The sequence below is a fragment of the Sinorhizobium fredii USDA 257 genome, assembly GCF_000265205.3.
GTDB classification, from domain to species: Bacteria; Pseudomonadota; Alphaproteobacteria; order Rhizobiales; family Rhizobiaceae; genus Sinorhizobium; species Sinorhizobium fredii_B.
This window is the reverse complement of sequence record NC_018000.1, coordinates 401,743-427,274: the sequence shown is the minus strand read 5'-3', so window position 1 is coordinate 427,274 and position 25,532 is coordinate 401,743. Positions and strand designations below refer to the sequence as shown.

Annotated in this window: 18 protein-coding genes and 1 tRNA gene; 6 read left to right on the top strand and 13 right to left on the bottom strand. The window is 62.5% G+C overall.

Annotated features, from left to right (window positions below; genetic code table 11):
- Positions 1 to 7: 7 nt before the first annotated feature.
- Entirely contained in the window at positions 8 to 1,603 is a 1,596-nt protein-coding gene (locus USDA257_RS01895; RefSeq protein ID WP_014761175.1) for an ABC transporter substrate-binding protein, read from the bottom strand.
- Positions 1,604 to 2,010: 407 nt separating this feature from the next.
- Positions 2,011 to 2,475: an iron-responsive transcriptional regulator RirA gene (gene rirA / locus USDA257_RS01890; protein WP_014761173.1), complete on the bottom strand. Its 465-nt coding sequence runs from the start codon at positions 2,473 to 2,475 to the stop codon at positions 2,011 to 2,013.
- Between the two features lie 182 nt (positions 2,476 to 2,657).
- Between rirA and USDA257_RS01885 the strand changes: the two genes are divergently transcribed.
- Together USDA257_RS01885 and USDA257_RS01880 are read left to right on the top strand one after the other, a co-directional pair.
- Positions 2,658 to 3,701, top strand: a complete 1,044-nt coding sequence (locus USDA257_RS01885; RefSeq protein ID WP_014761172.1) for a Fe(3+) ABC transporter substrate-binding protein — start codon at positions 2,658 to 2,660, stop codon at positions 3,699 to 3,701.
- Between the two features lie 218 nt (positions 3,702 to 3,919).
- Positions 3,920 to 4,390, top strand: a complete 471-nt coding sequence (locus USDA257_RS01880) for an acyl-CoA thioesterase (RefSeq protein ID WP_048657444.1) — start codon at positions 3,920 to 3,922, stop codon at positions 4,388 to 4,390.
- 3 nt (positions 4,391 to 4,393) lie between these two features.
- On the opposite strand, the gene USDA257_RS01875 is transcribed toward USDA257_RS01880, so the two are convergent.
- The 3 genes from USDA257_RS01875 to USDA257_RS01865 form a co-directional block, all read right to left on the bottom strand.
- Positions 4,394 to 5,449: a M48 family metallopeptidase gene (locus USDA257_RS01875; RefSeq protein ID WP_041413811.1), complete on the bottom strand. Its 1,056-nt coding sequence runs from the start codon at positions 5,447 to 5,449 to the stop codon at positions 4,394 to 4,396.
- Positions 5,439 to 6,554, bottom strand: coding sequence for a YjgN family protein (locus USDA257_RS01870; protein ID WP_014761169.1), 1,116 nt, complete (start codon positions 6,552 to 6,554; stop codon positions 5,439 to 5,441). Before USDA257_RS01870 ends, USDA257_RS01875 begins: the two co-directional genes overlap by 11 nt.
- A 202-nt stretch (positions 6,555 to 6,756) precedes the next feature.
- Positions 6,757 to 8,253 (bottom strand): CoA-acylating methylmalonate-semialdehyde dehydrogenase, encoded by a 1,497-nt coding sequence (locus USDA257_RS01865; RefSeq protein WP_014761168.1) that lies wholly within the window; start codon positions 8,251 to 8,253, stop codon positions 6,757 to 6,759.
- A 113-nt stretch (positions 8,254 to 8,366) separates the two neighbouring features.
- Here USDA257_RS01865 and USDA257_RS01860 point away from each other — a divergent pair, with 113 nt between their 5' ends.
- The gene (locus USDA257_RS01860; RefSeq protein WP_041413809.1) at positions 8,367 to 9,248 is read left to right on the top strand and encodes a LysR family transcriptional regulator; all 882 of its coding nucleotides are present in this window, start codon (positions 8,367 to 8,369) and stop codon (positions 9,246 to 9,248) included.
- A gap of 19 nt (positions 9,249 to 9,267) precedes the next feature.
- Here USDA257_RS01860 and USDA257_RS01855 read toward each other — a convergent pair.
- Positions 9,268 to 9,344, bottom strand: a tRNA-His gene (locus USDA257_RS01855).
- A 160-nt stretch (positions 9,345 to 9,504) separates the two neighbouring features.
- Positions 9,505 to 9,951: a phasin gene (locus USDA257_RS01850; RefSeq protein ID WP_014761167.1), complete on the bottom strand. Its 447-nt coding sequence runs from the start codon at positions 9,949 to 9,951 to the stop codon at positions 9,505 to 9,507.
- 332 nt (positions 9,952 to 10,283) lie between these two features.
- Between USDA257_RS01850 and USDA257_RS01845 the strand changes: the two genes are divergently transcribed.
- A complete protein-coding gene (locus USDA257_RS01845; protein ID WP_041413807.1) occupies positions 10,284 to 13,694 on the top strand; it encodes a PAS domain S-box protein in 3,411 nt (1,136 codons plus the stop codon).
- Positions 13,695 to 13,774: 80 nt separating this feature from the next.
- Complete coding sequence (locus USDA257_RS01840) at positions 13,775 to 15,457, top strand: ABC transporter permease (protein WP_041413806.1); 1,683 nt, start codon at positions 13,775 to 13,777, stop codon at positions 15,455 to 15,457.
- Positions 15,458 to 15,741: 284 nt separating this feature from the next.
- Here USDA257_RS01840 and USDA257_RS01835 read toward each other — a convergent pair whose 3' ends face one another.
- Positions 15,742 to 17,694, bottom strand: coding sequence for an acetoacetate--CoA ligase (locus USDA257_RS01835; protein ID WP_014761164.1), 1,953 nt, complete (start codon positions 17,692 to 17,694; stop codon positions 15,742 to 15,744).
- A gap of 167 nt (positions 17,695 to 17,861) precedes the next feature.
- On the opposite strand from USDA257_RS01835, the gene USDA257_RS01830 reads away from it, so the two are divergent.
- Positions 17,862 to 19,682, top strand: a complete 1,821-nt coding sequence (locus USDA257_RS01830) for an AsmA family protein (protein WP_041413803.1) — start codon at positions 17,862 to 17,864, stop codon at positions 19,680 to 19,682.
- 7 nt (positions 19,683 to 19,689) lie between these two features.
- On the opposite strand, the gene USDA257_RS01825 is transcribed toward USDA257_RS01830, so the two are convergent.
- From USDA257_RS01825 to USDA257_RS01805, 5 genes are all read right to left on the bottom strand, one after another.
- On the bottom strand, positions 19,690 to 20,511 hold the full coding sequence (locus USDA257_RS01825; protein ID WP_014761162.1) for an ABC transporter permease: 822 nt from the start codon (positions 20,509 to 20,511) through the stop codon (positions 19,690 to 19,692).
- A 3-nt stretch (positions 20,512 to 20,514) separates the two neighbouring features.
- Positions 20,515 to 21,426 (bottom strand): ABC transporter permease subunit, encoded by a 912-nt coding sequence (locus USDA257_RS01820; protein ID WP_014761161.1) that lies wholly within the window; start codon positions 21,424 to 21,426, stop codon positions 20,515 to 20,517.
- 4 nt (positions 21,427 to 21,430) lie between these two features.
- Positions 21,431 to 22,573 (bottom strand): ABC transporter ATP-binding protein, encoded by a 1,143-nt coding sequence (locus USDA257_RS01815; RefSeq protein WP_041414896.1) that lies wholly within the window; start codon positions 22,571 to 22,573, stop codon positions 21,431 to 21,433.
- 130 nt (positions 22,574 to 22,703) lie between these two features.
- Positions 22,704 to 23,798 carry a polyamine ABC transporter substrate-binding protein gene (locus tag USDA257_RS01810; RefSeq protein WP_014761159.1) on the bottom strand — a complete coding sequence of 365 codons (1,095 nt, stop codon included), beginning with the start codon at positions 23,796 to 23,798 and terminating at the stop codon, positions 22,704 to 22,706.
- A 204-nt stretch (positions 23,799 to 24,002) separates the two neighbouring features.
- Positions 24,003 to 25,412 carry a helix-turn-helix domain-containing protein gene (locus USDA257_RS01805; RefSeq protein WP_014761158.1) on the bottom strand — a complete coding sequence of 470 codons (1,410 nt, stop codon included), beginning with the start codon at positions 25,410 to 25,412 and terminating at the stop codon, positions 24,003 to 24,005.
- Between the last annotated feature and the right edge of the window lie 120 nt (positions 25,413 to 25,532).

Here is a 25,532-nt window from a genome sequence, read left to right as displayed (position 1 = left end):
GGTCAGATTACTCTACAATATCAACGCCGTCGAAGGCAAAGTCGCCGAGCGGGCTCTGTACAAAGCCTTCGACGTTCTTGCGCATCGGGACGATCGACAGCGAGTGATCGAGCGTCGCCCAGGGCGCTTCGCGCTTGAAGACGGCCTGTGCCTCTCCATAGAGCTTGGTGCGCTCTGCGACGTCGGAGGTTTCCTTGGCCTTGGTGACCAGATCGTCGAACTCCTTGTTGCACCACTGAGCGCGGTTGTTACCGCCGACGGCATCGCAGCCAAGCAGCGTGTCAAGGAAGTTGTCCGGGTCACCATTGTCACCCGTCCAGCCGAGGATCACCGCACCGTCGCGGTCCTTGGCCTTCGACTTCTCGAGGTATTCGGCCCACTCATAGGAGACGATCTCGACCTTGACGCCGATCTTGGCGAAGTCGGCCTGCATCAGTTCGGCGGCGCGACGGGCGTTCAGCATATACGGCCGCGCGACCGGCATTGCCCAGACCTTCATCGACAGATCCTTGACGCCGGCATCCTCGAGCAGCTTCTTGGCGACTTCCGGCTCGTAGGTGTCGTCTTCGATTTGCTCGTTATAGGACCACATCGTCGGCGGAATCGGGTTTGTCGCCGGCTGCGCCTGTCCCTGGAAAACGGCATCGACGATCGCCTGCTTGTTGATCGCCTTGTTCAGCGCCTTGCGGACTTCAACCTTGTCGAACGGAGGCTGCGTCGTGTTGTAGGCGAGATAGGCGACGTTGAGGCCGGCCTGTTCCATCACTTTGAGGTTCGGATCGGCTTTCATCGCCCCGACATCGGCCGCATTCGGGTAGGGCATCAGGTGGCATTCGCCGGCCTGCAGCTTCTGGAAGCGAACGGCCGCGTCCGTGGTGATCGCGAAGACCAGATCATCGATCTTCTGCTTTCCGCCCCAATAGTCCGGATGGGCCTTGTAGCGGATGACCGCATCCTGCTGATAGCCGACGAAGGAGAACGGACCGGTGCCGAGCGGCATCTGGTTCAACTGGTTCATCTTGCCTTCAGCCTGCAGCTTGTCGGCATATTCCTTGGACATGATCGAAGCGAAGGGCATCGCCAGGTTGGCGAGGAACGGCGCCTCCTTGCGCTTCAGCTTGATCTTGACCGTCATGTCGTCGACCTTCTCGATCGACTCCAGCAAGTCCGGCAGCCCCATGCCGGCGAAGTATTCCCAGGATCCGCCGGTCACATAGCCGTGCCACGCATTGTCCGACTTCCACTGGCGCTCGAGCGAAAAGATCACATCGTCGGCGTTCAGCTCACGGGTCGGCGTGAAGAACTCGGTCGTCTGGAACTTGACGCCAGGACGGAGCTTGAAGGTGTATTCCAGGCCGTCGTCGGAAATCGTCCAGCTTTCGGCAAGCCCGGGCTCGGTTTCGGTCGTGCCCTTCTTGAATTCGAGTAGACGGCTATAGACGGTATGCGCGGCAGCATCGAACGTGGTGCCGGCCGTGTAGAGGCCGGGGTCAAAGCCCTCCGGCGAGCCTTCCGAGCAAAAGACGAACGTTTTTGACCAGGCAGTGCCGGCCATCAGCGTGGCAAGCGCCGTCGCTGCGAAGAGAGTCGTGAGCTTTTTCATGAGCTTGCTTCCCAGATTTGTTTTTTGTTCTCGTATTGTTTTCGAACGCGGCAGGAAATTTTCCATCCGGTCAAGGACGGATGGAACGACATTTGGCGTCGCAATGCAATAACTCGCTTAAGAAATTTGTCTATGCGAAAAATTCTTCCACAGGTAGAGGATTGAGCCGGCAGTGATTCGGAGCGGCGGCCAAGCGCAATTGCTCGCCAACGAGCCGTCGCCCGAGGCGACGGGCGACGTTGAAACATCGAAAGAGACGACGCAAAAAAGCGCGGAGAACGGGCTCCGCGCTATAGAATAGCGCCGCGCGTCTTATCAGACGCGCAAAGGTCGCTGCAGCACTTTGAATTGCGGCATCCTTAAACCGGCTACGATTTAAGGCTGCAAGTAGTAATGGACGGGAATTCTTAAGCGGCCGACGGCTGCGGGCGCGGGCCAACGTCCAGCCCGAGAAGGAAGTTGATCTGCGGCCGCGCCTTGACGAGGTCGTCGATCGTATAGCCCTTGAGCACGTCGAAGAAGGCATTCAACGCCTTGCGCAAGGCGGCATTGAGGCCACAACTGTCCACGAGAGGGCAGTCGATCTCGCCCGCCTCGAAACATTCCGCCATGGCGAAGCTGTCCTCGGTCACCTTGATCACGTCAAACAGGCTGATCTCCGATGCCGGTTTCGGGAGCCGCACGCCGCCATTGCGGCCACGCACGGTCTCGACCAACCCGGCCCTGGTCAGCGGCTGCAAGATCTTGAACAGAAACAGCTCGGAAACACCGTAAGCCTTGGCGATCTCAGGAATGCGGCTGAGCTTCTCGCTATTCGCAGCACAGTACATCAGCATGCGAACCGCGTAGTTTGTTTGCTTCGTCAGACGCATCATTCGCTCCGGAGTCGAGAATTCGTCCCCCTCATATAGGACGGAACGTAGTTTGGAACAATTCCAAAATAGGAAAAATTCACGAAGGCTTTACTTCGCCGTTTCGCCGTTGACTGTCGCTCTTCGGCGGTGGAAATATGACCCACTTGGTTAACTTATAAGCACCACACGGAGAGAACACCATGATTGCCTCAAAAACGCTGATCGGCACCCTGTCGGTCGCGGCGGCGTTCCTTGCCCTTACGGCGCCCGCCCGGGCCGACGGCGAGGTCAATATCTATTCCTACCGCCAGCCCGATCTCATCCAGCCGCTGCTCGACGCCTTCACCAAGGAGACTGGTATCACCGCCAATGTGCTCTTCCTCGACAAGGGCCTCGTCGAGCGCATTCAGGCGGAGGGGGCGAATTCTCCGGCCGACGTCATTCTGACCGTCGACATCAGCCGCCTGACCGAGGCGAAGGACGCGGGCGTGACCCAGCCGCTCGTCAACGAGACGATCAACAAGGACATCCCCGCGCATTTCCGCGACCCGGACGGCAACTGGTTCGGCCTGACGACCCGCGGCCGCGTCGTCTATGCCTCGAAGGAACGCGTGGCGCAGAACGACATCACCTATGAGGAACTCGCCGATCCGAAATGGAAGGGCAAGTTCTGCACCCGCGATGGCCAGCATTCCTATAATGTCGGCCTGTTCGCCTCGATGATCGCGCATCACGGCGAGGCCGAGACGGAGAAGTGGCTGACCGGGCTCAGGGACAATCTCTCCAAGAAGCCCGATGGCGGCGACCGTGATCAGGCAAAGGCGATCTTTGCCGGCGAATGCGATATCGCACTCGGCAATAGCTACTATGTCGGCCTCATGCTGACGAACGAGAAGGAGCCCGAGCAGAAGGAATGGGCTTCGGCCATCAAGGTCCTCTTCCCGAACGCGAAGGACCGCGGCACGCATGTGAACATCTCCGGCATGGCGCTCGCGAAGAACGCCCCGAACAAGGAGAATGCCGTCAAGCTGATGGAATTCCTCTCGGCAGGCGAAGCGCAGAAAATCTATGCCGAGCAGGTCTTCGAATATCCGGTGCTTCCGGGCGCCGAGCCGTCGGATGTCGTCAAGTCCTTTGGAACCATCAAGCCGGACAGCCTGCCGCTTGCCGAAGTTGCGGCAAATCGGAAGAAGGCATCGGAGCTCGTCGACAAGATCGGTTATAACGACGGCCCGCAAGACTAAGGGGTCATTGCCAGTCAAGACGAAACAGCGGGCGCAGGCCCGCTGTTTTTCGTTTGAGCGGATCGACGATAATTCCCCACCACGGCCGCCGCATACGAAGGCGCATTGACGGGCCGCTCCAACGGTAGGATTCTCGGGCCCTTGAAAATCGCACTTGAGTGAAGCGGCCTGACTCGGAGGGGACATTGGAAGCGACGAATGACAAGAGCCAGCTCGATATGGTCGTGCTGATGACCCCCGACATGGCGAACTTCAGCGGCAAGGTACATGGCGGGGCGCTCCTCAACCTCCTCGACCGGGTCGCTTTCTCCTGCGCCTCGCGCTACTCGAAGCAATATGCGGTGACGCTCTCCGTCGACCAGGTGGTTTTCCGCCAGCCGATCCATGTCGGCGAGCTCGTGCATTTTCGTGCTTCCATCAATTACGCCGGCCGGACGTCGATGGAGGTCGGTATCCGGGTCGAAGCGGAGAACATCCGCACCGGCGAACGGAGACACACGAACTCCTGCTATTTCACGATGGTCGCCGTCGATGCGGAGGGCCGGCCGACGAGCGTGCCGCCTTATCGTCCGGAGCCCGGCATTAGGGAACGCCGCTACCGCGCTGCCGAGGTCAGACGGGAGCTGCGCCGGGAGTTCGAGGAGCGTTTCCGGGCTGCCGGCTCGACGGCCGCATCCGATAAGGGTTAGCTTCTAGCCCTTCCGCAATTCGGCAATCAGATCGAGGATCGCCTTGTGCCTCTCGGGTGTACCCGGATGCGTGGAGAAGATGCTCGTTTCCGAATGGTCGTCGAGCTTCGCCTCCAATAGCTCGAAGAAACGGGCGATTGCCGTCGGATCGAGACCGGCCTTCATCATCAGCTCGACGGAATGCCGGTCCGCCTCAGCTTCCGCGGCGCGCGAATAGGAGAGCGCGAGAAGGCCGCCGCCTTCCACCAGGACGTCCTCGGCGCCCGAGCCGATATCGCCGGCGATCAGCATGATGAGTGCGGCAACCCCGGCGGCGCGATAGATCTGCCGGAGGCTGTGCTTGTGCTCGACATGGCCGATTTCGTGCGCCAGTACGCCGACGATCATCTCCGTGTCATCGCCTGCAAGCTCCACGAGCTCGTCCGTGAGGATGAGCGTTCCGTCAGGCAGCGCGAAGGCATTGGGGCCGATCGGCCCACCTTCACGGAAGTTCAGCGTATAGGCCACCCTGCCAGCCGCCGAAACGCTGGCGATGCGACGGAAGCCGTCGACAATCCTGCCGCGCCGCGCCTCATCCAGTTTCGACTCGCCGAGCAGCGTCCTGTCCATGGTTTCGAGCGTGGTCGCCGACATGATGCGGGGCAAGATCGGCGGCGTGACGACGACGGCAACCTCCACCAGGGCTGGCAACGCGTAACGGTAGATCAACGTGCCAAGCAGGATGGTCGCCGCCACGAAGGCAATCAGCCGCGGGTGGAAGCGCTCCAGCCGATGGACGATCCCCGCCCCGGCCCGCCCCTTGCGCGAAAGAAACCGGTCGATTGCCTCGTTGTCGTCGGTCTCGAAGAGCGAACCGTCGGGGAAAGTGACCCTTCGCGGGACTCGGCCGACCCGTGCGGAGATGTCAATGGTCGACAGGCTGCCCCCGGCGAGTTCGGCACCGGTTTCATCGCTGGCGACCAGGCGGTCTCCGGCCTCGACGAGACCGGAGGTGACCGAGCGGCTCGATCCGGGGGGATGCCACTCGCCAAGCGCAAAGGCCAAATTGTCAGAAGCCAAAGTCGAAGCCTTCGATATCCATGAATTCGGCGCCGACCGCCGAACCTTCCTGGGCGATCGCCGAGAAGATTTCGCCAACATTGCCGTCGAAGCGGACGCCGGTATGCTCGTTGACGTAGCGCGCCATCCGAACGGCAGCCCAAGGCCGCATCAGCCCGATTGTAACAAGCGTGACGACGAAGTTCGAGATGGCGATCCACGTATAACGCAGGCGCGACAGGTCGCTCAGGAGCCGGTGCCTGCCGTCGAAGGTGGTGGCGGACCAGGCGACGTTGCGCACGCCGGCCCGATAGACAAGCGCCGCGACGCCGAAGATCGACAGGATCAAGACGTAGCCAAGAACTGCCAACACGGCGAGCGACAGCTGCGCCCCGGGAAGGAAATCGGGATTCTCCATGGCGGTGGAGACAAGGGCGATGTTGAGGAAGGCGATGAACCCGATGATCAACAGCCCGAGCACGAGGATCGCAGCCGAGATCCCCCAGGTCTTGTAGATCGCCCCGACCGAGGGATCGGTCGAAAAGACCCTTTGCCCATAACGCAGGTTGCTGCCGATGTAGCGATAGGTCCAGCGGCTGGCGAGCGGCGCGAGGATCCCTAGCGTCAGCGCCGCGAGTATCGGCCCGATTATGAAAGCGAGGAAGGCACCACCGGCCCGGCCGACGAAATCGAAACGGACGTTGCGGTAGCTCGTCACCCGCGCGCTGAAGCGCAAGCCCCGGGCGACTAGCCACGGGACGAAGCAGAGAAACAGCAGAACGAGCGCAATGCCGGCGAGCGGTGCGAAAGTCAGCAGGACGTTGTAAAGAATCAGGTAGGCGAAGACGATGAGACGGCCAATCAGGATCTGGCCGCCTCTGGCGTGATACTCGAACCCGCGGCCGAGGAGCACGGTATTGCCGTAGAAATAGCGATTGCGGCGAACCTTGGCCCAGGCGGAATAGATGCCGAGCGTGATGATCGTCAGCAGGATGTTGACGATCCAGATCCCGAAATACTCGCTACCGTTGCCGGTAAATGAAAGGCGGTGAAAATCCCCCGGAGCCGCGCGTCCGAAACTAGCCTGGCCGACACTCTGTGCCGGCAATGGTTCTGCCAAAACCATGATCTATCCCCCAATCAAAGCCCAACGCCCAGAGTGCGAACCGCGTCATCCCGTTAGCGGCCGGCATCAGTGAACTCAACGGATGCGCGAATCATCGTTCGGCCTCACCCGTCGATCCCGACGTTAGTTGTGCCGCTGCGCAGTATGCAACAAAAAAGAGCCTCCCAGAGGGAGGCTCGAGTGGGGGAGGATTTCTACTCCGTCACCGCATTGTCGGGATCGAGAACTCCGCGCCGTCCTTGATACCCGAGGGCCAACGCTCGGTGATGGTCTTGGTGCGGGTCCAGAACTTGATCGAGTCAGCGCCGTGCTGGTTGAGATCGCCGAAGGACGAGGACTTCCAGCCGCCGAAGGAATGGTACGCGAGCGGAACCGGGATTGGAACGTTGACGCCGACCATGCCGATGTTGATGCGGGAGGCGAAGTCACGCGCCGCATCGCCGTCGCGGGTATAGATCGCGACGCCGTTGCCGTATTCGTGCTTCATCGGCAGCGACAGGGCTTCCTCGTAGTTCTTGGCACGCACGACCGAGAGAACCGGTCCGAATATCTCCGTCTTGTAGATGTCCATGTCCGGCGTCACGTGGTCGAACAGGCAGCCGCCGATGAAATGGCCGTCCTCATAGCCCTGCAGCTTGAAATCACGGCCATCGACGACGAGCTTCGCGCCCTGTTCGATGCCGCTGTCGATCAGGCTGCGGATGCGCTGCTCGGCTTCCTTGGTGACGACCGGGCCCATATCGGCCTTCTCGTCCGTATAGGGGCCGATGCGCAGGCTTTCGACCATCGGCGTCAGCTTGTCGATGAGCCGGTTTGCGGTTTCCTCGCCGACCGGAACGGCGACCGAAATCGCCATGCAACGCTCGCCGGCAGAACCGTAGCCGGCGCCGATCAGTGCGTTGGCGGCCTGGTCGAGGTCGGCATCGGGCATGATGATCATGTGGTTCTTGGCGCCGCCGAAGCACTGGGCGCGCTTGCCGTTCATCGCCGCCGTGCCATAGACATAGCGGGCGATCGGGGTCGAGCCCACGAAGGAGACGGCGGCGATGTCGGGATGCGTCAGGATCGCGTCGACCGCGCCCTTGTCGCCGTTGACGACGTTCAAGACACCAGCCGGCAGGCCGGCTTCGATCATCAGTTCGGCGAGGCGGATCGGCACGGACGGATCGCGCTCGGACGGCTTCAGGATGAAGGCGTTGCCACAGGCGATCGCCGGGGCGAACATCCACATCGGGATCATCGCCGGGAAATTGAACGGCGTGATGCCGGCGCCGACGCCGACCGGCTGGCGGATCGAGTACATGTCGATGCCGGGACCGGCGCCCTCGGTGAACTCGCTCTTCTGCAGGTGCGGAATGCCGATGACGAACTCGCAGACCTCGAGGCCGCGCACGACATCGCCCTTGGCGTCGTCAATGGTCTTGCCATGCTCGCGGGAAAGCAGTTCGGCCAGCTCGTTCATGTTTTCGTTGAGGAGCTGGACGAACTTGATGAAGACGCGGGCGCGGCGCTGCGGGTTGGTGGCGGCCCACTTGACCTGCGCGGCCTTGGCGCTCTCGACGGCGGCGGCAAGTTCCGCGTCGCTCGCGAGCGCCACCGTGCCCTGAACCTCGCCCGTCGCCGGGTTGAAGATGTTGCTGACGCGGCCACTCTGGCCGGCGACGCGCTTGCCGTCGATGAAATGTCCTACTTCATACATGGGTTTTCCTCCTGGTCTTGATCTCGGGTGCATGATCGCACTACGATTTCAACAAATCAATTTCCGATATTCAGAAACCGTTGTGCAAAAATTAAAGTCCAAGGAGCAACGTCATGGACTGGGACGACGTCAGGGTGTTTCTCGCGGTGGCGCGAACGGGCCAAATCCTCGCCGCTTCGAAGAGGCTCGGTATCAATCACGCCACCCTCAGCCGGCGCGTCACCGCGCTCGAGGAGACGCTGAAGACGCGCTTGCTCGTGCGGCGCCCGAACGGCTGCGAGCTGACCGCCGAGGGCGAGATTTTCCTTTCGGCCGCCGAGCGCATGGAAACCGAAATGCTCGCGGCTCAATCGCAGATCGGGCGGATCGACACGGCGATCGCCGGCACGGTGCGCATCGGCGCACCTGACGGCTTCGGCGTCTCCTTCCTGGCGCCGCGGCTCGGTCGGTTGACTGCGCGCCACCCGGAGCTGAAGCTGCAACTCGTGCCGGTTCCGCGCTCCTTCTCGCTGTCGCAGCGCGAGGCCGACATCGCCATCACCATCGAGCGGCCCGAACAGGGACGTCTCGTTTCGTCCAAGCTCACCGATTATACACTGGGGCTCTACGCATCGGCGGATTATCTTGCCCGCTACGGCACGCCGCAAACGATCGACGATCTGAAAAGCCACCGGCGGATCGGCTATGTGGAGGACCTGATCTTCACGCCGTCGCTCAATTTCTCGGCGGAGGTCATGCGCAGCTGGGACGCCTCCTTCGAGATCTCCAGCGCCACCGGCCAGACCGAGGCGGTCCGCTCCAGCGCCGGCATCGGCATCCTGCACAACTACATTGCCCGGCAATATCCGGAGCTCTTCCGGCTCTTGCCCGAAACGACGATCCGCCGCGCCTATTGGACCACCTATCACGAAAGCGCGCGCGAACTGGTGCGCGTGCGTACGGTCGTCTCGTTCCTGCAGGAACTGGTGACGGCGGAGCATCAGATATTTGTGTGAATTTATCGGGAGAAGAAAATGGTACGGTTGGGTGGTCTCGAACCACCGACCTCAGGTGCCACAAACCTGCGCTCTAACCAACTGAGCTACAACCGCACTTTGGACGCGACCCCAAATCGCTTGGGTCGTTGCGTTGGCGGCTCACATACGGTCACTTCGGCCGATTTGCAAGCCTTAACTTCAGATTATCAAGCAAAAAGACCGGATGGCAAGCACCCGGTCTTTCATCGATTCCGATCGGCTGCGCTTCGAGCGATCAGGCCTTCTTGAAAGTGGAAACGACCTTTTCCGCGGCGTCCTTGCCGGGCTTAGCGACGTTCTCGGCGACCTTGCGGGTGGCTTCCTGCATGGTCTTCGCCTGCTCGACAGCGACCTCGGCCTGCTTGCGGATGAAGGCGGTCTGCAGGTCGAGGAGCTCGGAGAGCGACTTGACGCCGAGCAGCGCTTCCATGTGCGAGAGCGAGTTCTCGGCATTGGTGCGCAGCGCGTTGATGGCCTTGAGGCCGAGTTCGACGGAACCGGACTGGGCGTTTTCGAGCGTCGCTTCGACGGTCTTCGTTGCCTCTTCGGCGGCGGTCTTCATCTTGGCATAGGCGTCCTTCGACTGCGCGGCGCCCTTTTCGGCAAACTCGCGGAAGCCGTCGGCAAACTTGGTCGGGTCAAAGGAAAGGGAAAATGCGTCTTCGGTCTTCCTGGTAGCCATTGTATGCGCTCCTTGGTGTGGCCCTCTTAAGAGGCGCCTTGGTGAGTGATGCCGATCTTATAATCGATATCGTTGTGCATTGCAACAAAATTGTGCATCGCACAAAAACGACTGCCATTAACCTTGCGGGACGAAAGCCGTGGCGGAAAAGGGGCCGTCGCTGGACCCTCGCAGATGCGGCGGTTATTAATAGAGTGTTAACGCGCTGCTGCATGGTTCCTGAGATCGGAGCCGATTAAAGGATAAAATCATGCAGCAATCAAACTGCTACAGCGACCTTCATGCGTCTCAAAGGCGCACGGCGCCGTAGGGACCCGTCAATAGGCCTGCCCATGCCCGCGAGACAGTACCCTTTCATTGACATTGCCGTGCATGCACGGGTGCGGGAGCATTTTGCCCGCGGCGATGCGTCGGTTCTCTTTTCGAAGGATCTGGCGCGCGTCCTGTGGGCAAATGATCAGGGCGCCAGGCTGTTCGGCGTCGCGTCGGTCTACGATTTCATCGATAGCCCCTTGAACGCGAACGACCTCTCGCTGCGCCAGTTGGGTGCCGCTGCAGCGCAGCTTGCCGCTGTCGGCGACCGTCGCCAACTGCTGATCCGGATTGCGGCCGGCTTCCGCAGGCTGCCGCTCAACGCGACGGTGGAGATGATCCGCATCCGGCCGGGCGAGGACGCCGTTCTCTTCACCGCTCCGCATAACGGCAAGGCACTTTCGGCGGAGGAACGCGCGGCCGCGATGATCGCCGGCTTGGACGGGCCGGACACGCATATGGCCGTGCTCGACGACGACGGCGACATCGTCGCCCGTTCGCCCGGATTCGAGCATTTGGGGTTGTCGGCCGAAATCCGGCGGACGCTCGTCTCGGCGGTGACGCGCGAAAAGGACCGGCTGATCAAGCGCCTCGTGGCGACCGAGAAGGGGCAATTGCCCGCCGCCATCGGCAAGATTTCCGACCACCCGGCCCTCCATCTTCTCTTTGCCGTGGAAACCACGCTCGAAGCGCCGGATGCCGGAGAGACCATCGCGAAGGACGAGCCGGACGCAGTCGATGCGCCAGCATTCGCTGAGATCGAGACGGGGCCAGATGCGCCTTCGCCGGACGAGCCTGCCGAAACCCCGAGGGTCGAAGATGCGGTGGAAGATTCGGGGACCCCGTCGACGACTGAACGAGCCGAAGCCGAAGAGCCGGCCGATGCGGCGCCAATCGACGAGAAACAGGGCGAATTGACTCTGCAGTCCGGCGACGAGACGGCAGAACCGCCGCAGACGACTATCGCAGAGACCCTCGAGTCCGTGCAGGAAACGGCAGCATCGGACGCCGAGCAGGACACAGCAGCGGCTTCGGGCTTTACCTTCACGCCGGGTAGCCGGGCCGTCCGCTTCGTATGGAAAATCGACGCTGAGGGACGCTTCAGTGAGATCTCCGAGGAATTCGCTTCGGCCGTTGGCCCGAAATCGGCCGACGTGGTCGGAACGACCTTCGCCGCGCTTGCGGACCGCTACGATCTCGACCCCGACCACAAGATCAACGAGCTTCTGCATCGCCGCGACACCTGGTCCGGCAAGACCATCCTGTGGCCGATCGAGGGGACGAGCCTCAAGGTCCCGGTCGACCTCGCCGCCCTGCCGACCTATTCCCGTTCGCGCGAGTTCGACGGCTTCCGCGGCTTCGGCATCGTGAGGATCGCCGATGCGGTTGAGGACGCAAGGGCAAGTGGGCTGTCGCTCGGCGATACCGGGACACCCCGGCGCGAGGACATGCCGGCCGAAGCACCGGTGGAACCCGCTCCCGAGGGACCGGCCGCGATCCAGGATGAGACGGAAGCGGAATCTTCCCCCGCTGCCGATGCCCCGCAGAGTGAGCCCGAAGACGGCGCTACGGGAGAACTTTCAACGGCGGAAGACCCGTTTGCCGGCGAGCGGCCGGCCCTTCGCATTGTCGACACGGCCGCGCGGCCGCCCTCCGACAAGGTCATCGCTCTCGACGAGCGCCGGCCCGCGGGTTCCGGGGCGCTGACGCGCGGCGAGCAGGCGGCCTTCCGCGAGATCGCGCGGCAGCTCGGCGCACATTTCGACGAGCCTGCCGCGAGTGCGGCAGGCGAGGACGACGAGCGCTCGGCGGGCCCCGCGCCTCCGGCCGAAGCCGCCGCCTCCCCCGCCGCAGACAACCCATCACCGGACGAGGCAATTGCCGACCCGCTAGAGGACACGGGGCCCGCGGTCGAGGACGAGGCGCCCCCTGTCCCGCGCAGCGGCGTCAGCATGAGCAGCGAAATCCTCGACCGGCTGCCTGTCGCGCTCCTCATTCACTATGGGGACGAACTGCTGCACGTCAATCCGGAATTTCTGCGGCTGACCGGCTACGCGACTCTCGATGTCTTCGAGCAGGAAGGAGGGTTGGAAGCCCTCTTCGCCTATGGCAACACATCCGGAGAGACACAGCCGGACGGGACGATGACGCTGGTCCGCGCCAATGGCCAGCTTGCACCGGTCAGCGCCCATCTCCATTCGATCCAGTGGGAAGGGCGGAGCACGCTCATGCTGGCGCTCACTCCCGCGGCGACAGGCGCAGCTAATACGGCTTCGCCCGACGCGGACGCCTCGGCGGGAGCCGAAGCGCGGCTGCGGATGGAAATCGACGAACTGCGCTCGATCCTCGAAACCGCCACCGACGGCGTGGTGGTCCTCGGGCAGGACGGTGACATTCGCACGATGAACCGCTCGGCAAGCGCGCTTTTCAACTATGACGAAGACGAGATGCGCGGAAAGCCGTTTGCCGCGCTCTTCGCCCATGAGAGCCAGAAGGCGGTGATCGACTACCTCCACGGCCTTTCCGGCCATGGTGTCGCAAGCGTGCTCAACGATGGCCGGGAAGTGATCGGCCGGGAGGCGGGAGGCGGCTTCATTCCGCTGTTCATGACCATCGGGCGGCTCTCCTCCTCCCACGGCTATTGCGCCGTCATCCGCGACATCACCCAGTGGAAGCGGACCGAGGAGGAACTGCGCAACGCCAAGCGTGCCGCCGAGACCGCGAACGCCCACAAGACCGACTTCCTCGCAAGGGTGAGCCACGAGATCCGCACGCCGCTCAACGCCATCATCGGCTTTTCCGACATGATGGCGAGCGAGCATTTCGGGCCGATCGGTAATCCCCGCTACATCGAATATGCCGGCGACATCGGCCGGTCGGGGCGGCACGTGCTCGACATCGTCAACGACCTGCTCGACATTTCGAAGATCGAGGCGGGCGAGATGGAGCTCGATTTCAGCGCCGTCGACCTCAACGAGGCGGTCTCCGAGGCGGTATCGCTGGTGCAGCCGCAAGCCAACAGCCAGCGCGTAATCATCCGCACCTCGCTCTCCGCCTCGGTGCCGGAGGTCGTCGCCGACGGCCGGTCGATCAAGCAGATCGCGCTCAACATCCTGGCGAACGCCATCCGCTTCACGCCGTCCGGCGGGCAGATCGTCGTGTCGACGTCCTACGAGGCGAACGGCAGCGTCATCCTCAGGATCCGCGACATGGGGATCGGCATGACGCGCAGCGAACTCGATCAGGCGATGAAGCCGTTCAGGCAGGTGACGACCGGCGGCCGCAAGCGTGGCGAGGGCACCGGTCTCGGGCTGCCGCTGACCAAGGCGATGGCCGAGGCGAACCGCGCCCAATTCGCCATCAGCTCCGCGCCGAACGAAGGGACGCTCGTGGAAATATCCTTCCCGTCGCAACGCGTCTTGGCGAACTGAGTTCCGATGCTGTAAGAAAATGTTGACCAACGGGCGCCAGTTTGCCGGCCCCGCCAGCATGTTGCCTCGGAACGGATCGTTTGCACTTCGCCACCAAAAGCCTCAAGCGACGCTATGCCAAGTCGGGCTCGGGCCTCAGGCATCGGCTGCTCGCGACCTGGTCCGGCCTCGCCTCGGCGATCGTGTTGATGCCGATCGTCGCCATTGCCTGGCTTGCGGTCACCGGCGGCGGCGCGGACTGGCCGCACCTCATCGCGAACGTGATCCCGCGCGCCACCTTGAGAACGCTGATGCTGATGGGCCTGACAGGCGCGGCGACGGCCGTCGTCGGCATTCTGACCGCCTGGCTGGTGGCAACCTGCGACTTTCCGCTGCGCCGGTTGCTCTCCGCCGCGCTCGTGCTGCCGCTCGCCATACCGGCCTATCTCGCGGCCTATGCATTCGGCGAGCTCCTGACCTTCACCGGACCGGTCCAGGGGATGATCCGGGCGCTCTTCGGCTTTCAGACGAGCCGGGATTATTGGTTCCCGGACGTGCGCTCGCTCGGCGGCGCCGTGCTGGTGATGAGCTCGGTCCTCTATCCCTATATCTATCTTGCCTGCCGTTCGATGTTTCTGATGCAAGGCCGGGCGGCCGCCGATGTGGCGCGCACGCTCGGCGCCGGGCCGGTCAAGGTCTTCCTCAGGATCCAGATCCCGATGGCAAGGCCGGCTATTATGATCGGCCTGACGCTCGTCGCCATGGAGACGATGAACGACATCGGCGCGGTCGAGTTTCTCGGCGTCCAGACCCTGACCTTCTCCATTTTCGACACCTGGCTCAACCGCGGCAGCCTGGCCGGTGCGGCGCAGATCGCCTGCATCATGCTGATCTTCATCATCGGGCTGATGATGGTCGAGCGCGCCGCCCGGCGCAGCCAGCGCTTTTCCAGCCAGAAGACGACGGCCGCCGTCCATGATGCGGTGCGCCTCGAGCTTTCCGGCTGGAAGAAATGGACGGCAATGCTCGTCTGTCTCCTGCCCGTCCTTTCAGGTTTCGCCGTCCCCTTCCTGGTCCTCGGCAACTATGCGCTGAAACGCTTCGACCAATTCCTGGCGCCGCGCCTCCTGGACGCGTTGCTGCACAGCGTTCTGGTATCCGGCCTGACGGCACTCGCCGCCGTGGTCCTGGGTTTCGTTCTGGCCTATGCGGCCCGCGCCGGTCGCTCGCCGATCACGGAAGTCGCCGGGCGGCTCGCCTCCTTCGGTTACGGCGTGCCTGGCACCGTACTGGCGATCGGTGTGCTCTTTCCGCTCGCAGCGCTCGACAATACCTTGGATGCCTGGCTGCGCCACCTCTTCGGCATTTCCACCGGCCTCGTCATGAGCGGTACGGGCTTTGCGATCGTCTATGCCTGCACAGTGCGCTTTCTTACCATGGCCGAGGGGACCCTGGAGGCCGGCTTCCATAAGCTCTCGCCGCATCTCGACATGGCCGCTCGGGCGCTCGGCCGGACCAGCGCCCAGACCTTGCGCTCGGTGCTTCTGCCGATGATGCGTCCGGCGGTGCTGACGTCGGCGCTGCTTGTCTTCATCGAAACGATGAAGGAGCTCTCCGCCACCATCATGCTGCGGCCGTTCAATTTCAATACGCTTGCCACGCTGGTCTACGAGGATGCGTCACGCGCGAAGGTCGAGGATGCATCGGTGGCCGCGATGATCATCGTCATCGCCGGCATGATACCAGTCATTCTGGTGTCGCGGTCTCTGGAAAGACGCTCATAGGGGGCTGGGCCCAACGATACAAAAAAAGAGGCAGCTCGCGGCTGCCTCTGAAGTCATGCTAACCAACAAATGCTCGAGAACTCGGGACGTCATGTCTGTGACAGCATCGCTGCTGTGGCACCGGCGCCTTGATGGACCGGCCTCCAGTTGGCTCGACCATGCCCCGGCAAACGTTAACAGGACCTTACCGCCGGACCCGACAATTTTAGGGAACGAGGCGCAAGTCGGCTTGCTTGGTTAATTGCACGGGGACGACAGGTTAACGGAACCGGCTCGTCCCGCACTCAGCTTTTCAGTGCTTCCAGCCCCGCAAAGAGCTCGAGTGCCTCGGGATTTGCCAGCGCCTCCTTGTTCTTGACCGGCCGGCCGTGCACCACGTCGCGCACCGCCAGTTCGACGATCTTGCCGGATTTGGTGCGCGGAATGTCGTCGACGGCGATGATCTTCGCCGGCACGTGCCGAGGCGAGGCGCCGGTGCGGATCCGCGTCTTGATCGCCTGCGTCAGTTCCTCCGTCAGCGCAACGCCCGGCGCCAGCCGCACGAACAGGATCACTCGAACGTCGTCCTGCCAATCCTGGCCGATGCAGAGGGCCTCGGCGACCTCTGGCATCTGCTCGACCTGATTGTAGATTTCCGCCGTGCCGATGCGCACGCCGCCCGGATTGAGCGTCGCGTCGGAACGGCCGTGAATGATGATGCCGCCATGCGGCGTCCATTCGGCAAAGTCGCCATGGCACCAGACATTGTCGAAGCGCTCGAAATAGGCGGCGCGGTATTTGGCGCCGTCGGGATCGTTCCAGAACATCACCGGCATCGACGGAAACGCCTTGGTGCAGACGAGCTCGCCTTTCTCTCCGCGCACCGGCTTGCCCTCGTCGTTCCAGACGTCGACGGCAAGTCCGAGGCCGGGCCCCTGAATTTCGCCGCGCCACACCGGCTTCAGCGGGTTGCCGAGCACGAAGCAGGAGACGATGTCGGTGCCGCCGGAGATCGAGGCAAGCTGGACGTCCGATTTGATCCCCTCATAGACGAAGGAGAAGCCTTCCGGAGACAGCGGCGAACCGGTCGACGTAAGGAGCCTGAGCGCCGAAAGGTCGTGCGTCTCGGCCGGCGTCAAACCGGCCTTGCGCACCGCATCGATATATTTTGCCGAGGTACCTAAGACGGCGAAGCGCTCCTCGGCTGCGAAGTCGAAGAGAACATTGCCGTCCGGATGGAAGGGCGAGCCGTCATAGAGGCACAAGGTCGCGCCCACGGCCAGGCCGGAGGCCAGCCAGTTCCACATCATCCAGCCGCAGGTGGTGAAGTAGAAGAGCCTCTCGCCCTGCTTCAGCCCGCAGTGGAACCGATGCTCCTTGAGGTGCTGGAGGAGCGCTCCGCCGGCCGAATGAACGATGCATTTCGGCACGCCCGTCGTGCCGGAGGAAAACAGGATGTAGAGCGGATGACTGAAGGGCAGCCGCTCGAAGACAAGCGGCTTGGCTTCGAAGACGGCGACGAAATCGGGAAGCGTCACGCCGCCTTCAATTCCGGCCGCCAGCGCGGCGCTGTCGCCCGCATAGGGCACGACCAGCGTCGGCACGCCGAGCGTCTTCGCGACGGAGAGCACCTTCGCGTCGACGTCCTGGCGCTTGCCGTTGTACCAATAGCCGTCGCAGGTGACGAAAAGCTTCGGGCCGATCTGGCCGAAGCGGTCGAGAACGCCCTGCTCGCCGAAATCCGGGGAACAGGAGGACCAGATGGCGCCGAGCGAGGCGGTAGCGAGCATCAGCGCGATCGTCTCCGGCAGGTTCGGCATCATCGCCGCGACACGATCGCCGACGCCGATGCCTTCTGCCTGCAGCGCCTGCTGCAGGCGTGACACGAGACTGCGCAACTCGTCCCAAGAGAGCCGGTAACGGACCTTGTCTTCACCGCGGAAGATCAACGCATCGCCATCGCCGCTCCCACGCAGCAGGTTTTCGGCAAAATTGAGCTTGGCGTCCGGGAAGAAGCGGGCCTCGAGCATCCGCTCGCCGTTGACTAGCGCCTGGTCTCCCCGCTCGCCTATGACGCCGCAATGCTCCCACACGGCAGTCCAGAAATCGCCGCGCTCCGCCAGGGACCAGTCGTGAAAGGCACCGTAGTCGGAAAACCTTTGTCCGAAACGCTCTTCGCACCAGGCCATGAACTGCGCCATCGGGCTCCTGGCGAGCGTCTCGGCATCAGGAACCCACAAAGGTCGATCTGTTTGCATTCGTTCCTCCAGTCCTCTGGCCCAGTTCTATAACATGCTGCAACGCAAAATAAACAGCGTGCATGGGGGCCTCGCTCTCGCGAAGACGACATTTCCATGTCAGTTGCATTTGCCCTCTTCAGGGCCTATCCAAACGGTTTCACCGAAGGCGACGCCCACCGACCGACATGACCAGATTGATCCGGAAAATATCGCGCGTCCTGAGGCTGCGCCTGCGCCGCCGCCATTTCGTCTGGTCTGCCGCAATCGGCGTCGTTCTCGCCATCGGGTACAACGCCGCCCTCCCCCTGCTCGTTTCGACAACCGGCGTGCGCGCGACGATGGAGCGGACGCTCGACAGCTGGTCGGGCGGCAAGAGCAGGATCAATGGCGAGCCGGAGATCCGGTTCTGGCCGGAGCTGCTGTTGACCTTGCCTTCGGCGACGATCGAATCCACCGGCCTCGAACCCCGCCGGCTTGCCGAAATCGGCCGCATTACCGCATCGTTCAACCCGCTTTCGGCCCTTCTCGGCGACCCAACGCTTGAGGACATCAGCCTTGTCGATCCTATCATCACGATCGAGCGCCAAGCCGACGGCACGATCAACTGGCAAAAGCCGCAGTGGATCGCCCCGCCAGAGGCCGCGGCGCCGGCCCAGGAAAGTCCAATCGGAGACATCGCGGTCGTCAATGGCCGGGTTATCGTGCTCGACCGAATGGCGGCTGGCAACGACGTCGATATTCCCGGAATCTCCGGCACGATCAAATGGCCCGCCTTTGCCGAACGATTGAGCGCGCAACTATCGGCGCGCCTAAGCGGCGAAGAGGTCGCCTGGGCGTTCGTCTGCGAGGATCCGCTCGCTTTCTTCGCGAGGCGGAACGCGTCGCTCAAGACATCCATCACATCGGCGCCGCTGACCTTCTCCTTCGAGGGCGTCGGCAATCTTTCATCCGTTCCCTTCGCGTCGGGCCATCTGCAGATGTCCGCGCCCTCCCTTGCGACACTCGTCCAGTGGTACCAGGGCACTTCGGCGACGACGCTCTCGCCGGGAGGGATCAGCATCGACACCAGAGTGACCACCGGCGAGAAGACGCTCAAGCTGGACGATCTGGCGTTCACGATGGGCGGCGCCAGCGCGACCGGCGTGCTGGATATCGCCCTGCAGGACGGCAAGGCGCCAAGGATGGAAGGGACGCTCGCCTTCGATCGCATCGATCTCAACGGCGTTCCTGTCACCGCGCTTACGCCACTCGGCCGCGACGACCATCTGTGGCGTCTCGTGGAAACCTTTGTCGGCGCCTGGCACACGGACATTCGGCTTTCCTCTCAGGAGGTCCTCGCCGGTCCCTTCCATCTGACGGATGTGGCCGCAGGGGTGTTGATCGATGGGAAACGCGCGTCACTGGATATTGGCGACAGCAATTTCGCGAATGGCAGCCTGAGCGCCCGCGCCGTGTTCTCGGAACAAGGGCTGGAGCACGGCGGCCGACTGCAGGCGCGCCTCAAGGACGCCGATTTCGCCGCGGTGCTCGGCGGTTTCGGCCTCAACGGCCCGGTCCCGGCCGGCCGGGGGATTCTCAGCATCGATGTCGGGACCGATCACGCCGTCTGGGCAACCCGCCTTGGCGACATATCGGGCAATCTCACCTTTTCACTGGCGAATGGCAGCATCACCGGCTTCGACGCCCACGCCTTTGCCGATCTCGTCCGCAAGGGCGAGTTCTTTTCACTGTCGCAAGCGAACGAGGCCAGCTTCGACTTCCAGGCTGCGAACATAAAGGCCAGCTTCGCCGACGGAACGGCGCGTCTCGACCGGGCCGATTTCGTCGGCACGTCAGGCAACATGTCGGTGACCGGCGTGATCCCCTATCGCAATGGCAGCCTGGCGCTTGCCGGGACGCTCCAAACCGAAACGCCCAGCAGTAACCAACCGGTTCGCTTCTTCGTCGGCGGCTCTTGGCCGAATGCGGTCATTTCGCCGCTTTCCGTGCTCGTCGCTCCGAAGTAGCCGCCCCTCAGCCGATTGCCGCAAAAGCTGCGCGCTCGTCCTTTTCGCGCTGGACTTCCCGCCGCTTGGTGACGATCGACGCGACAACCACCCCCAGGGCGACGATACCGATCAGGATGGTGCAGATCGCATTGATCTCCGGCGTCACGCCAAGGCGTACCTGGCTGTAGATCTTCATCGGCAACGTCGTCGCACCCGGCCCTGTGGTGAAGCTCGAGATGACGAGGTCATCGAGTGACAGCGTGAAGGCCAGGACCCAGCCCGAAAACACTGCCGGCGCGATCACCGGCAGGGTGATGGCGAAGAAGGTCCTGACTGGGGTCGCGCCGAGGTCAAGCGCCGCCTCCTCGATCGACTGGTCGAAGCTCAGGAGGCGCGACTGCACGACGACCGCGACGAAACACATGGTGAAGGTGATGTGGGCAAGCGTGATCGTCCAGAAACCGCGATCGAGCCCGATTGCGACGAACAGCAGGAGCAGCGACAGGCCGGTGATCACCTCCGGCATGACCAGCGGCGCATAGACCATGCCGGAGAAAAGGACGCGTCCGCGGAAGCGCGTGTAGCGCACCAGCGCCAGTGCCGCCAATGTGCCAAGAACCGTCGCGCAGGTTGCCGACAGCAGCGCTACGCGAATGGTCACCCAGGCGGCATCGAGTAGCCCCTGATTGTGCCAAAGCTGGCTGTACCACTTGGTCGAAAAACCGGCCCACACGGTCACCAGCTTCGACTCGTTGAACGAGAAGATCACCAGAAGCACGATCGGCAGGTAGAGAAAGCCGAATCCGAGGACGACCGAGGCGACGTTGAAGCGGGACCATTTTTCCATGTCTTACCTCCCCTCGCCATCGGCCTTGGCCTGGACATTCTGGAAATAGACGATGGGAATGACCAGGATCATAAGCAGGACCGTCGCCACCGCCGACGACACCGGCCAGTCCCGGTTGGCATTGAACTCGTTCCACAACGTCTTGCCGATCATCAATGTCTCCGACCCGCCGAGCAGGTCGGGGATGACGAACTCGCCGACGGCCGGAATGAAGACGAGCAGGCAGCCCGCGACGACGCCCGGCAAGGACAGCGGGAAGGTGACGCGCCAGAAGGCGCTGATCTGTGTGCAGCCGAGGTCCTGGGCCGCCTCGATCAACGCGTTGTCCATCTTCTCCAGCGCCGAATAGATCGGCAGCACCATGAAGGGAAGATAGGAGTAGACGATGCCTATATAGATCGCGGTATTGGTGTTGAGGATGATCAGCGGTTGGTCGATGACGCCGATGGTAATCAGGAACTGGTTCAGCAGCCCCTCCGGCTTGAGGATGGCGATCCAGGCATAGACTCTGATCAGGAAGCTCGTCCAGAAAGGCAGGATGACCAACATCAGTAATGTCGGTCGGATCGAACGCGGCGCCTTGGCCATGCCGTAGGCGATCGGGTAGCCGATCAGCAGCGTCAGCAACGTCGAAACGGCCGCGATGGTCAGGCTCGACAGATAGGCATTGAAATAAAGTGCATCCTCGGTCAGCCAGACGTAATTGTCGACGGAGAATTCGCGGGCCTTCTCCAGAATGCCGGCGAGCCCACCCGCCAGATCCAGGACCGGCGTATAGGGCGGCATGGCAATCGCCGTCTGCGACAGGGAGATGCGGAAGACGATGAAGAAGGGAATGAGGAAGAAGAACAAGAGCCACGCGTAGGGGACGATGATCACCAGTCGGCTGACGAGGGCTGAGGCAAGTTTCGCCATGGCTTCAATCCTTCAACACCACGCCCGCATCTTCGCCGAACGAGATCCAGACCTGCTGGTCGTAGCCAAGCGGATCCTCGACGGCGCGCACGGCATTGAGCGACGATGCCTTGACGACCTTGCCGTCCTTAAGGCGGACGTGGAAGACGGTCATGTCGCCGAGATAGCCGATGTCCCAGATCTCGCCTTCGGCGGCATTGACCGGTGCGTGGGCGGGCGCCTGGCGGCTGATCCTGATCTTTTCCGGACGAATGGCGACGGCAGCGCTTGCACCGTTCGCGACTTTCTCGGCCGAGCCCATGCGGACCGGAATGCCGCCCGTCGTTTCCACGCGGACAGTGCCCCCTTCGGCCGCGGTCACCGTGCCATCGAACAGGTTCACGTCGCCGATGAAGTCGGCAACGAAGCGCGAATTCGGCGCCTCATAGATCTCGGCCGGCGTCGCTACCTGGACGACCTTGCCGTGGCTCATGACGGCGATGCGGTCGGCCATTGTCATCGCTTCTTCCTGATCATGGGTGACGATGACGAAGGTGAGGCCGAGTTCCTGCTGCAGATCCATCAGTTCGAACTGAGTTTCCTCGCGCAACTTCTTGTCGAGCGCGCCGAGCGGCTCGTCGAGCAGCAGCACCTTCGGCCGCTTGGCCAGCGAACGGGCGAGCGCCACGCGCTGCCGCTGACCGCCGGATAGCTGATGCGGCTTGCGCTGGGCGAATTTCTCCAGCTTGACGAGCTTCAGCATCTGCGCCACCCGCTCGGCGATCTCGGGCTTCGGCATGCCGTCCTGCTTCAGCCCGAAGGCGATGTTGGTCTCGACATTCATGTGCGGGAACAGCGCATAGGACTGGAACATCATGTTGACCGGCCGTCGATAGGGCGGGATGCCGGCGAGGTTCTGGCCATCGAGGATGATCTCGCCGGAGGTCGGCTGCTCGAAACCGGCAAGCATGCGCAACAGGGTCGACTTGCCGCAACCGGACGCGCCGAGCAGCGCGAAGAACTCGCGTGTATAGATGTTCAGCGAAAGATCGTCGACGGCGATGAAGTCGCCGAACTTCTTCGTGACGTTTTTGACGGAAATGAAGGGCCTTGAGGCGGGGTCCGCCCATGGTGCGAAGGAACGCCGGATGCTACCGAGAGATTTCATCATTTAACCCCGAATGCGACGATGGGTGCGGCGCCGCCCCCGGTGCCTGACCGTTGCGAGTTGAAACCGCTTCTGCAACCCGCTCTCATGAAATTGCCCGGACTTGGGTCCGGGCAATTTGTTTCGGCTCTCACTGACCGGTGACGATCTTGGTCCAGAGGCGGGTCAGTATCCGCTGCTCCTTGGGCTCGAACGGCGTGACGGTGAAGAGCTTCTGCATCACCGCCTCCGGCGGATAGATGGCCGTGTCTTCGAGCACTTCCTTATCGAGGAACTGTTGCGAGGCCTTGTTGCCGTTGGCGTAGAAAACGTAGTTCGATGCCTTGGCGATGACCTCCGGCTTCATCATGTAGTTGATGAACTCGTGCGCCTCGGCCACATGCGGCGCATCGGCGGGGATCGCCAGCATATCGAACCACATCTGCGCCCCTTGAGCGGGGATCGAATAGTCGACCGTCACGCCGGACTTCGCCTCGGCTGCACGGTCGCGCGCCTGAAAGATGTCGCCGGAGAACCCTACCGCCAGGCAGATGTCACCGTTTGCCAGTGCATTGATATATTCCGACGAGTGGAACTTGCGGATATAGGGGCGGACCTTCAAGAGCAGTTCGGCGGCCTTGTCGAGATCCGCCTGCTCATGGCTGTCGGGATTGAGGCCGAGATAGGCAAGCGCGGAGGGTATGATGTCGGTCGGCGAGTCAAGGAGGTGAATGCCGCAATCCTTGAACTTCGCCGCGATCTCGGGATTGAACACGACGTCCCAGTTCGGCTTCTCGTCGCTACCGAGGATTTCCTTCATCTTCTCGACATTGTAGCCGATGCCGGTGGTACCCCACATGTAGTCGACGGCATATTCGTTGCCAGGATCGTACTGGGCGGTACGCTCCATGATGACGTTCCACATGTTCGAGAGATTCGGCAGCTTCGATTTGTCGAGCTTCTGGAACACGCCTGCAGCGATCTGGCGCTGTAAGAAGTAAGCGGTCGGAACCACCACATCATAGCCGGAGCCGCCGGCAAGCAGCTTGGTTTCCAGGATTTCGTTCGAGTCGAAGACGTCATAGACGACCTTGATGCCGGTTTCCTTGGTGAAATCCGCAAGAATGCTGTCGTCGATATAGTCCGACCAGTTATAGACATTGACGACCCGCTCCTGGGCGGAAGCGAGCGTGGCCGATCCCGCCAGCATTGCGGCCGCCAAGGCTGCGACGATGAGTTTGGACATACAACTCCCCTCATTTATCGGTTCGAGACAAGTCGCCCATTTCGCGCGGTCGCGCCCTGTCCGTTGTTCGTTGCCACGCCGAAGTTAGGCATGTTTCTCAATAACCTCAAGCGCTTTCGAATGGGGCAATTCCGCCATCCTCAGGTCGGTTGCATTTTCGTAAGCACAAGCAAAATCCGGGGCTTATGCGCCCGTCCGCGCTGACTATTGAAAATCGAATACGCTCAAGCCCGTCGCCATCTCGTCGAGACCGAGCGGTCGGGTGACGGGCGGCTCGGCGCGTGCCAGACAGCCCTGGCGCTCGCAGAGGCGGCAGACCGGACCGACGGCGATCGCCGGCAGGCGCGCGGCCCCGTAAACCGTCTCCTGCGCGAAGCCGGCGTCGCAACCGACCAGTAGCGCAGTGCGTCTGACCCGCTCCTGAAAGGCGGCCTGGGGGCCTTCGACTGTGCGGGCGACGGTCAGGAACTCGCCGCCGTCCGGCATTTCCACGCGGTCGACGAGAATCTGCCCCGGCACCGCGAAGGCCGCATGGATGTTGAGCTTCGGGCAGGCGCCGCCGAAACGGGCATGCGGAAAGCCCTGCGCCCCGGCGCGGCGCAGGCGGTGACCGGCATTGTCGATCTCCATCAGAAAGAACGAAATGCCGGCGGCGCCGGGCCGCTGCAACGTCGTCAGGCGACTGGCCGCCTGCTCGAACGACACCTGGAAGCGTGCCCTCAGGAGATCGACATCGTATTTCGCCCGCTGGGCAGCGGCATGGAAGGCTGCATAGGGCATCATCAGCGCATGGGCGGCATAGCGTGCGAGCTCGAAGCGGCCTATGCGGCGCGCCTCCGCGGTCGAAAAGGGGATCTGGTCGAGCTCCGCATCGATCGCCTCGTGACAGGCGATCGATGCGACCTCCATGGCAATTTCGAGCGTCTGGTCGAAGGGCGACAGCCGCTCGGAAATGAACAGGCGCATCGAGTGGCGGTCGAAACGGCGGCGGAGATTCGGCATGACGTGAACCGGCAGCGTCCGGACGACGAGGCCGTGTTCCCGTTTCAGCCAAGCCTTCAGCGCCGCTGCAAGGTCATCGCCAGGCGACAGGCTCGCATGGAACGCCTCCATCGCCTCTTCGATTCGGGCGAAATGGTTCGGCCGCGCCTCAAATGTCTCGCGGACCTCGTCGATTGGCAGCCGCGTGTCGGCAAGCGTCGCCATGTGCCCCTGCCCCGCAAGAAGCTCCGCCAGATCCTTCAGACGCGACGCCTGTTCGCGATAGGCGCGGTAGAGCTTGACGACGCCGCCCGACACGTTCGGTGCCGCCTCGGTGACCTCGATCAGTTCCTGATCTCCCGGAAGCTCGCCGGCAAGCAAGGGATCGGCAAAGACCTCGCGCAACTGCGCCAGACTGCCGCCCGCCTCGCCCTGCAGTTCGTCGAGGTCGACCTTGTAGACCGAGGCCAACTTGAGCAGCAGCTGCACCGTCAGCGGCCGCTGGTTGCGCTCGATCAGGTTCAGGTAGGACGGCGAGATGCCGAGCGCCTCCGCCATCGCCGTCTGCGTCAGTTGAAGCCCGTTGCGGATTCGTCTGACGCGCGGTCCGGCGAAGATCTTGTTCTCGGCCATTTGTCACTCCCTTTACAGAATTTCCGCTATAGCGCCTTTGACAACATTTACATGTTTACTGCTCCGCATTGTCAAACACAAGACAAGGTAACCCCTTTTAGCTTGGCGATGCAGGAATAG

What these genes read in the sequence shown, in the direction of transcription:
- USDA257_RS01895 (WP_014761175.1), bottom strand. Translation starts at nt 1,603, where the DNA reads ATGAAAAAGCTCACGACTCTCTTCGCAGCGACGGCGCTTGCCACGCTG.
- rirA (WP_014761173.1), bottom strand. Translation starts at nt 2,475, where the DNA reads ATGCGTCTGACGAAGCAAACAAACTACGCGGTTCGCATGCTGATGTAC.
- USDA257_RS01885 (WP_014761172.1), top strand. Translation starts at nt 2,658, where the DNA reads ATGATTGCCTCAAAAACGCTGATCGGCACCCTGTCGGTCGCGGCGGCG.
- USDA257_RS01880 (WP_048657444.1), top strand. Translation starts at nt 3,920, where the DNA reads ATGGTCGTGCTGATGACCCCCGACATGGCGAACTTCAGCGGCAAGGTA.
- USDA257_RS01870 (WP_014761169.1), bottom strand. Translation starts at nt 6,554, where the DNA reads ATGGTTTTGGCAGAACCATTGCCGGCACAGAGTGTCGGCCAGGCTAGT.
- USDA257_RS01865 (WP_014761168.1), bottom strand. Translation starts at nt 8,253, where the DNA reads ATGTATGAAGTAGGACATTTCATCGACGGCAAGCGCGTCGCCGGCCAG.
- USDA257_RS01860 (WP_041413809.1), top strand. Translation starts at nt 8,367, where the DNA reads ATGGACTGGGACGACGTCAGGGTGTTTCTCGCGGTGGCGCGAACGGGC.
- USDA257_RS01850 (WP_014761167.1), bottom strand. Translation starts at nt 9,951, where the DNA reads ATGGCTACCAGGAAGACCGAAGACGCATTTTCCCTTTCCTTTGACCCG.
- USDA257_RS01845 (WP_041413807.1), top strand. Translation starts at nt 10,284, where the DNA reads ATGCCCGCGAGACAGTACCCTTTCATTGACATTGCCGTGCATGCACGG.
- USDA257_RS01835 (WP_014761164.1), bottom strand. Translation starts at nt 17,694, where the DNA reads ATGCAAACAGATCGACCTTTGTGGGTTCCTGATGCCGAGACGCTCGCC.
- USDA257_RS01830 (WP_041413803.1), top strand. Translation starts at nt 17,862, where the DNA reads ATGACCAGATTGATCCGGAAAATATCGCGCGTCCTGAGGCTGCGCCTG.
- USDA257_RS01825 (WP_014761162.1), bottom strand. Translation starts at nt 20,511, where the DNA reads ATGGAAAAATGGTCCCGCTTCAACGTCGCCTCGGTCGTCCTCGGATTC.
- USDA257_RS01820 (WP_014761161.1), bottom strand. Translation starts at nt 21,426, where the DNA reads ATGGCGAAACTTGCCTCAGCCCTCGTCAGCCGACTGGTGATCATCGTC.
- USDA257_RS01815 (WP_041414896.1), bottom strand. Translation starts at nt 22,573, where the DNA reads ATGAAATCTCTCGGTAGCATCCGGCGTTCCTTCGCACCATGGGCGGAC.
- USDA257_RS01810 (WP_014761159.1), bottom strand. Translation starts at nt 23,798, where the DNA reads ATGTCCAAACTCATCGTCGCAGCCTTGGCGGCCGCAATGCTGGCGGGA.
- USDA257_RS01805 (WP_014761158.1), bottom strand. Translation starts at nt 25,412, where the DNA reads ATGGCCGAGAACAAGATCTTCGCCGGACCGCGCGTCAGACGAATCCGC.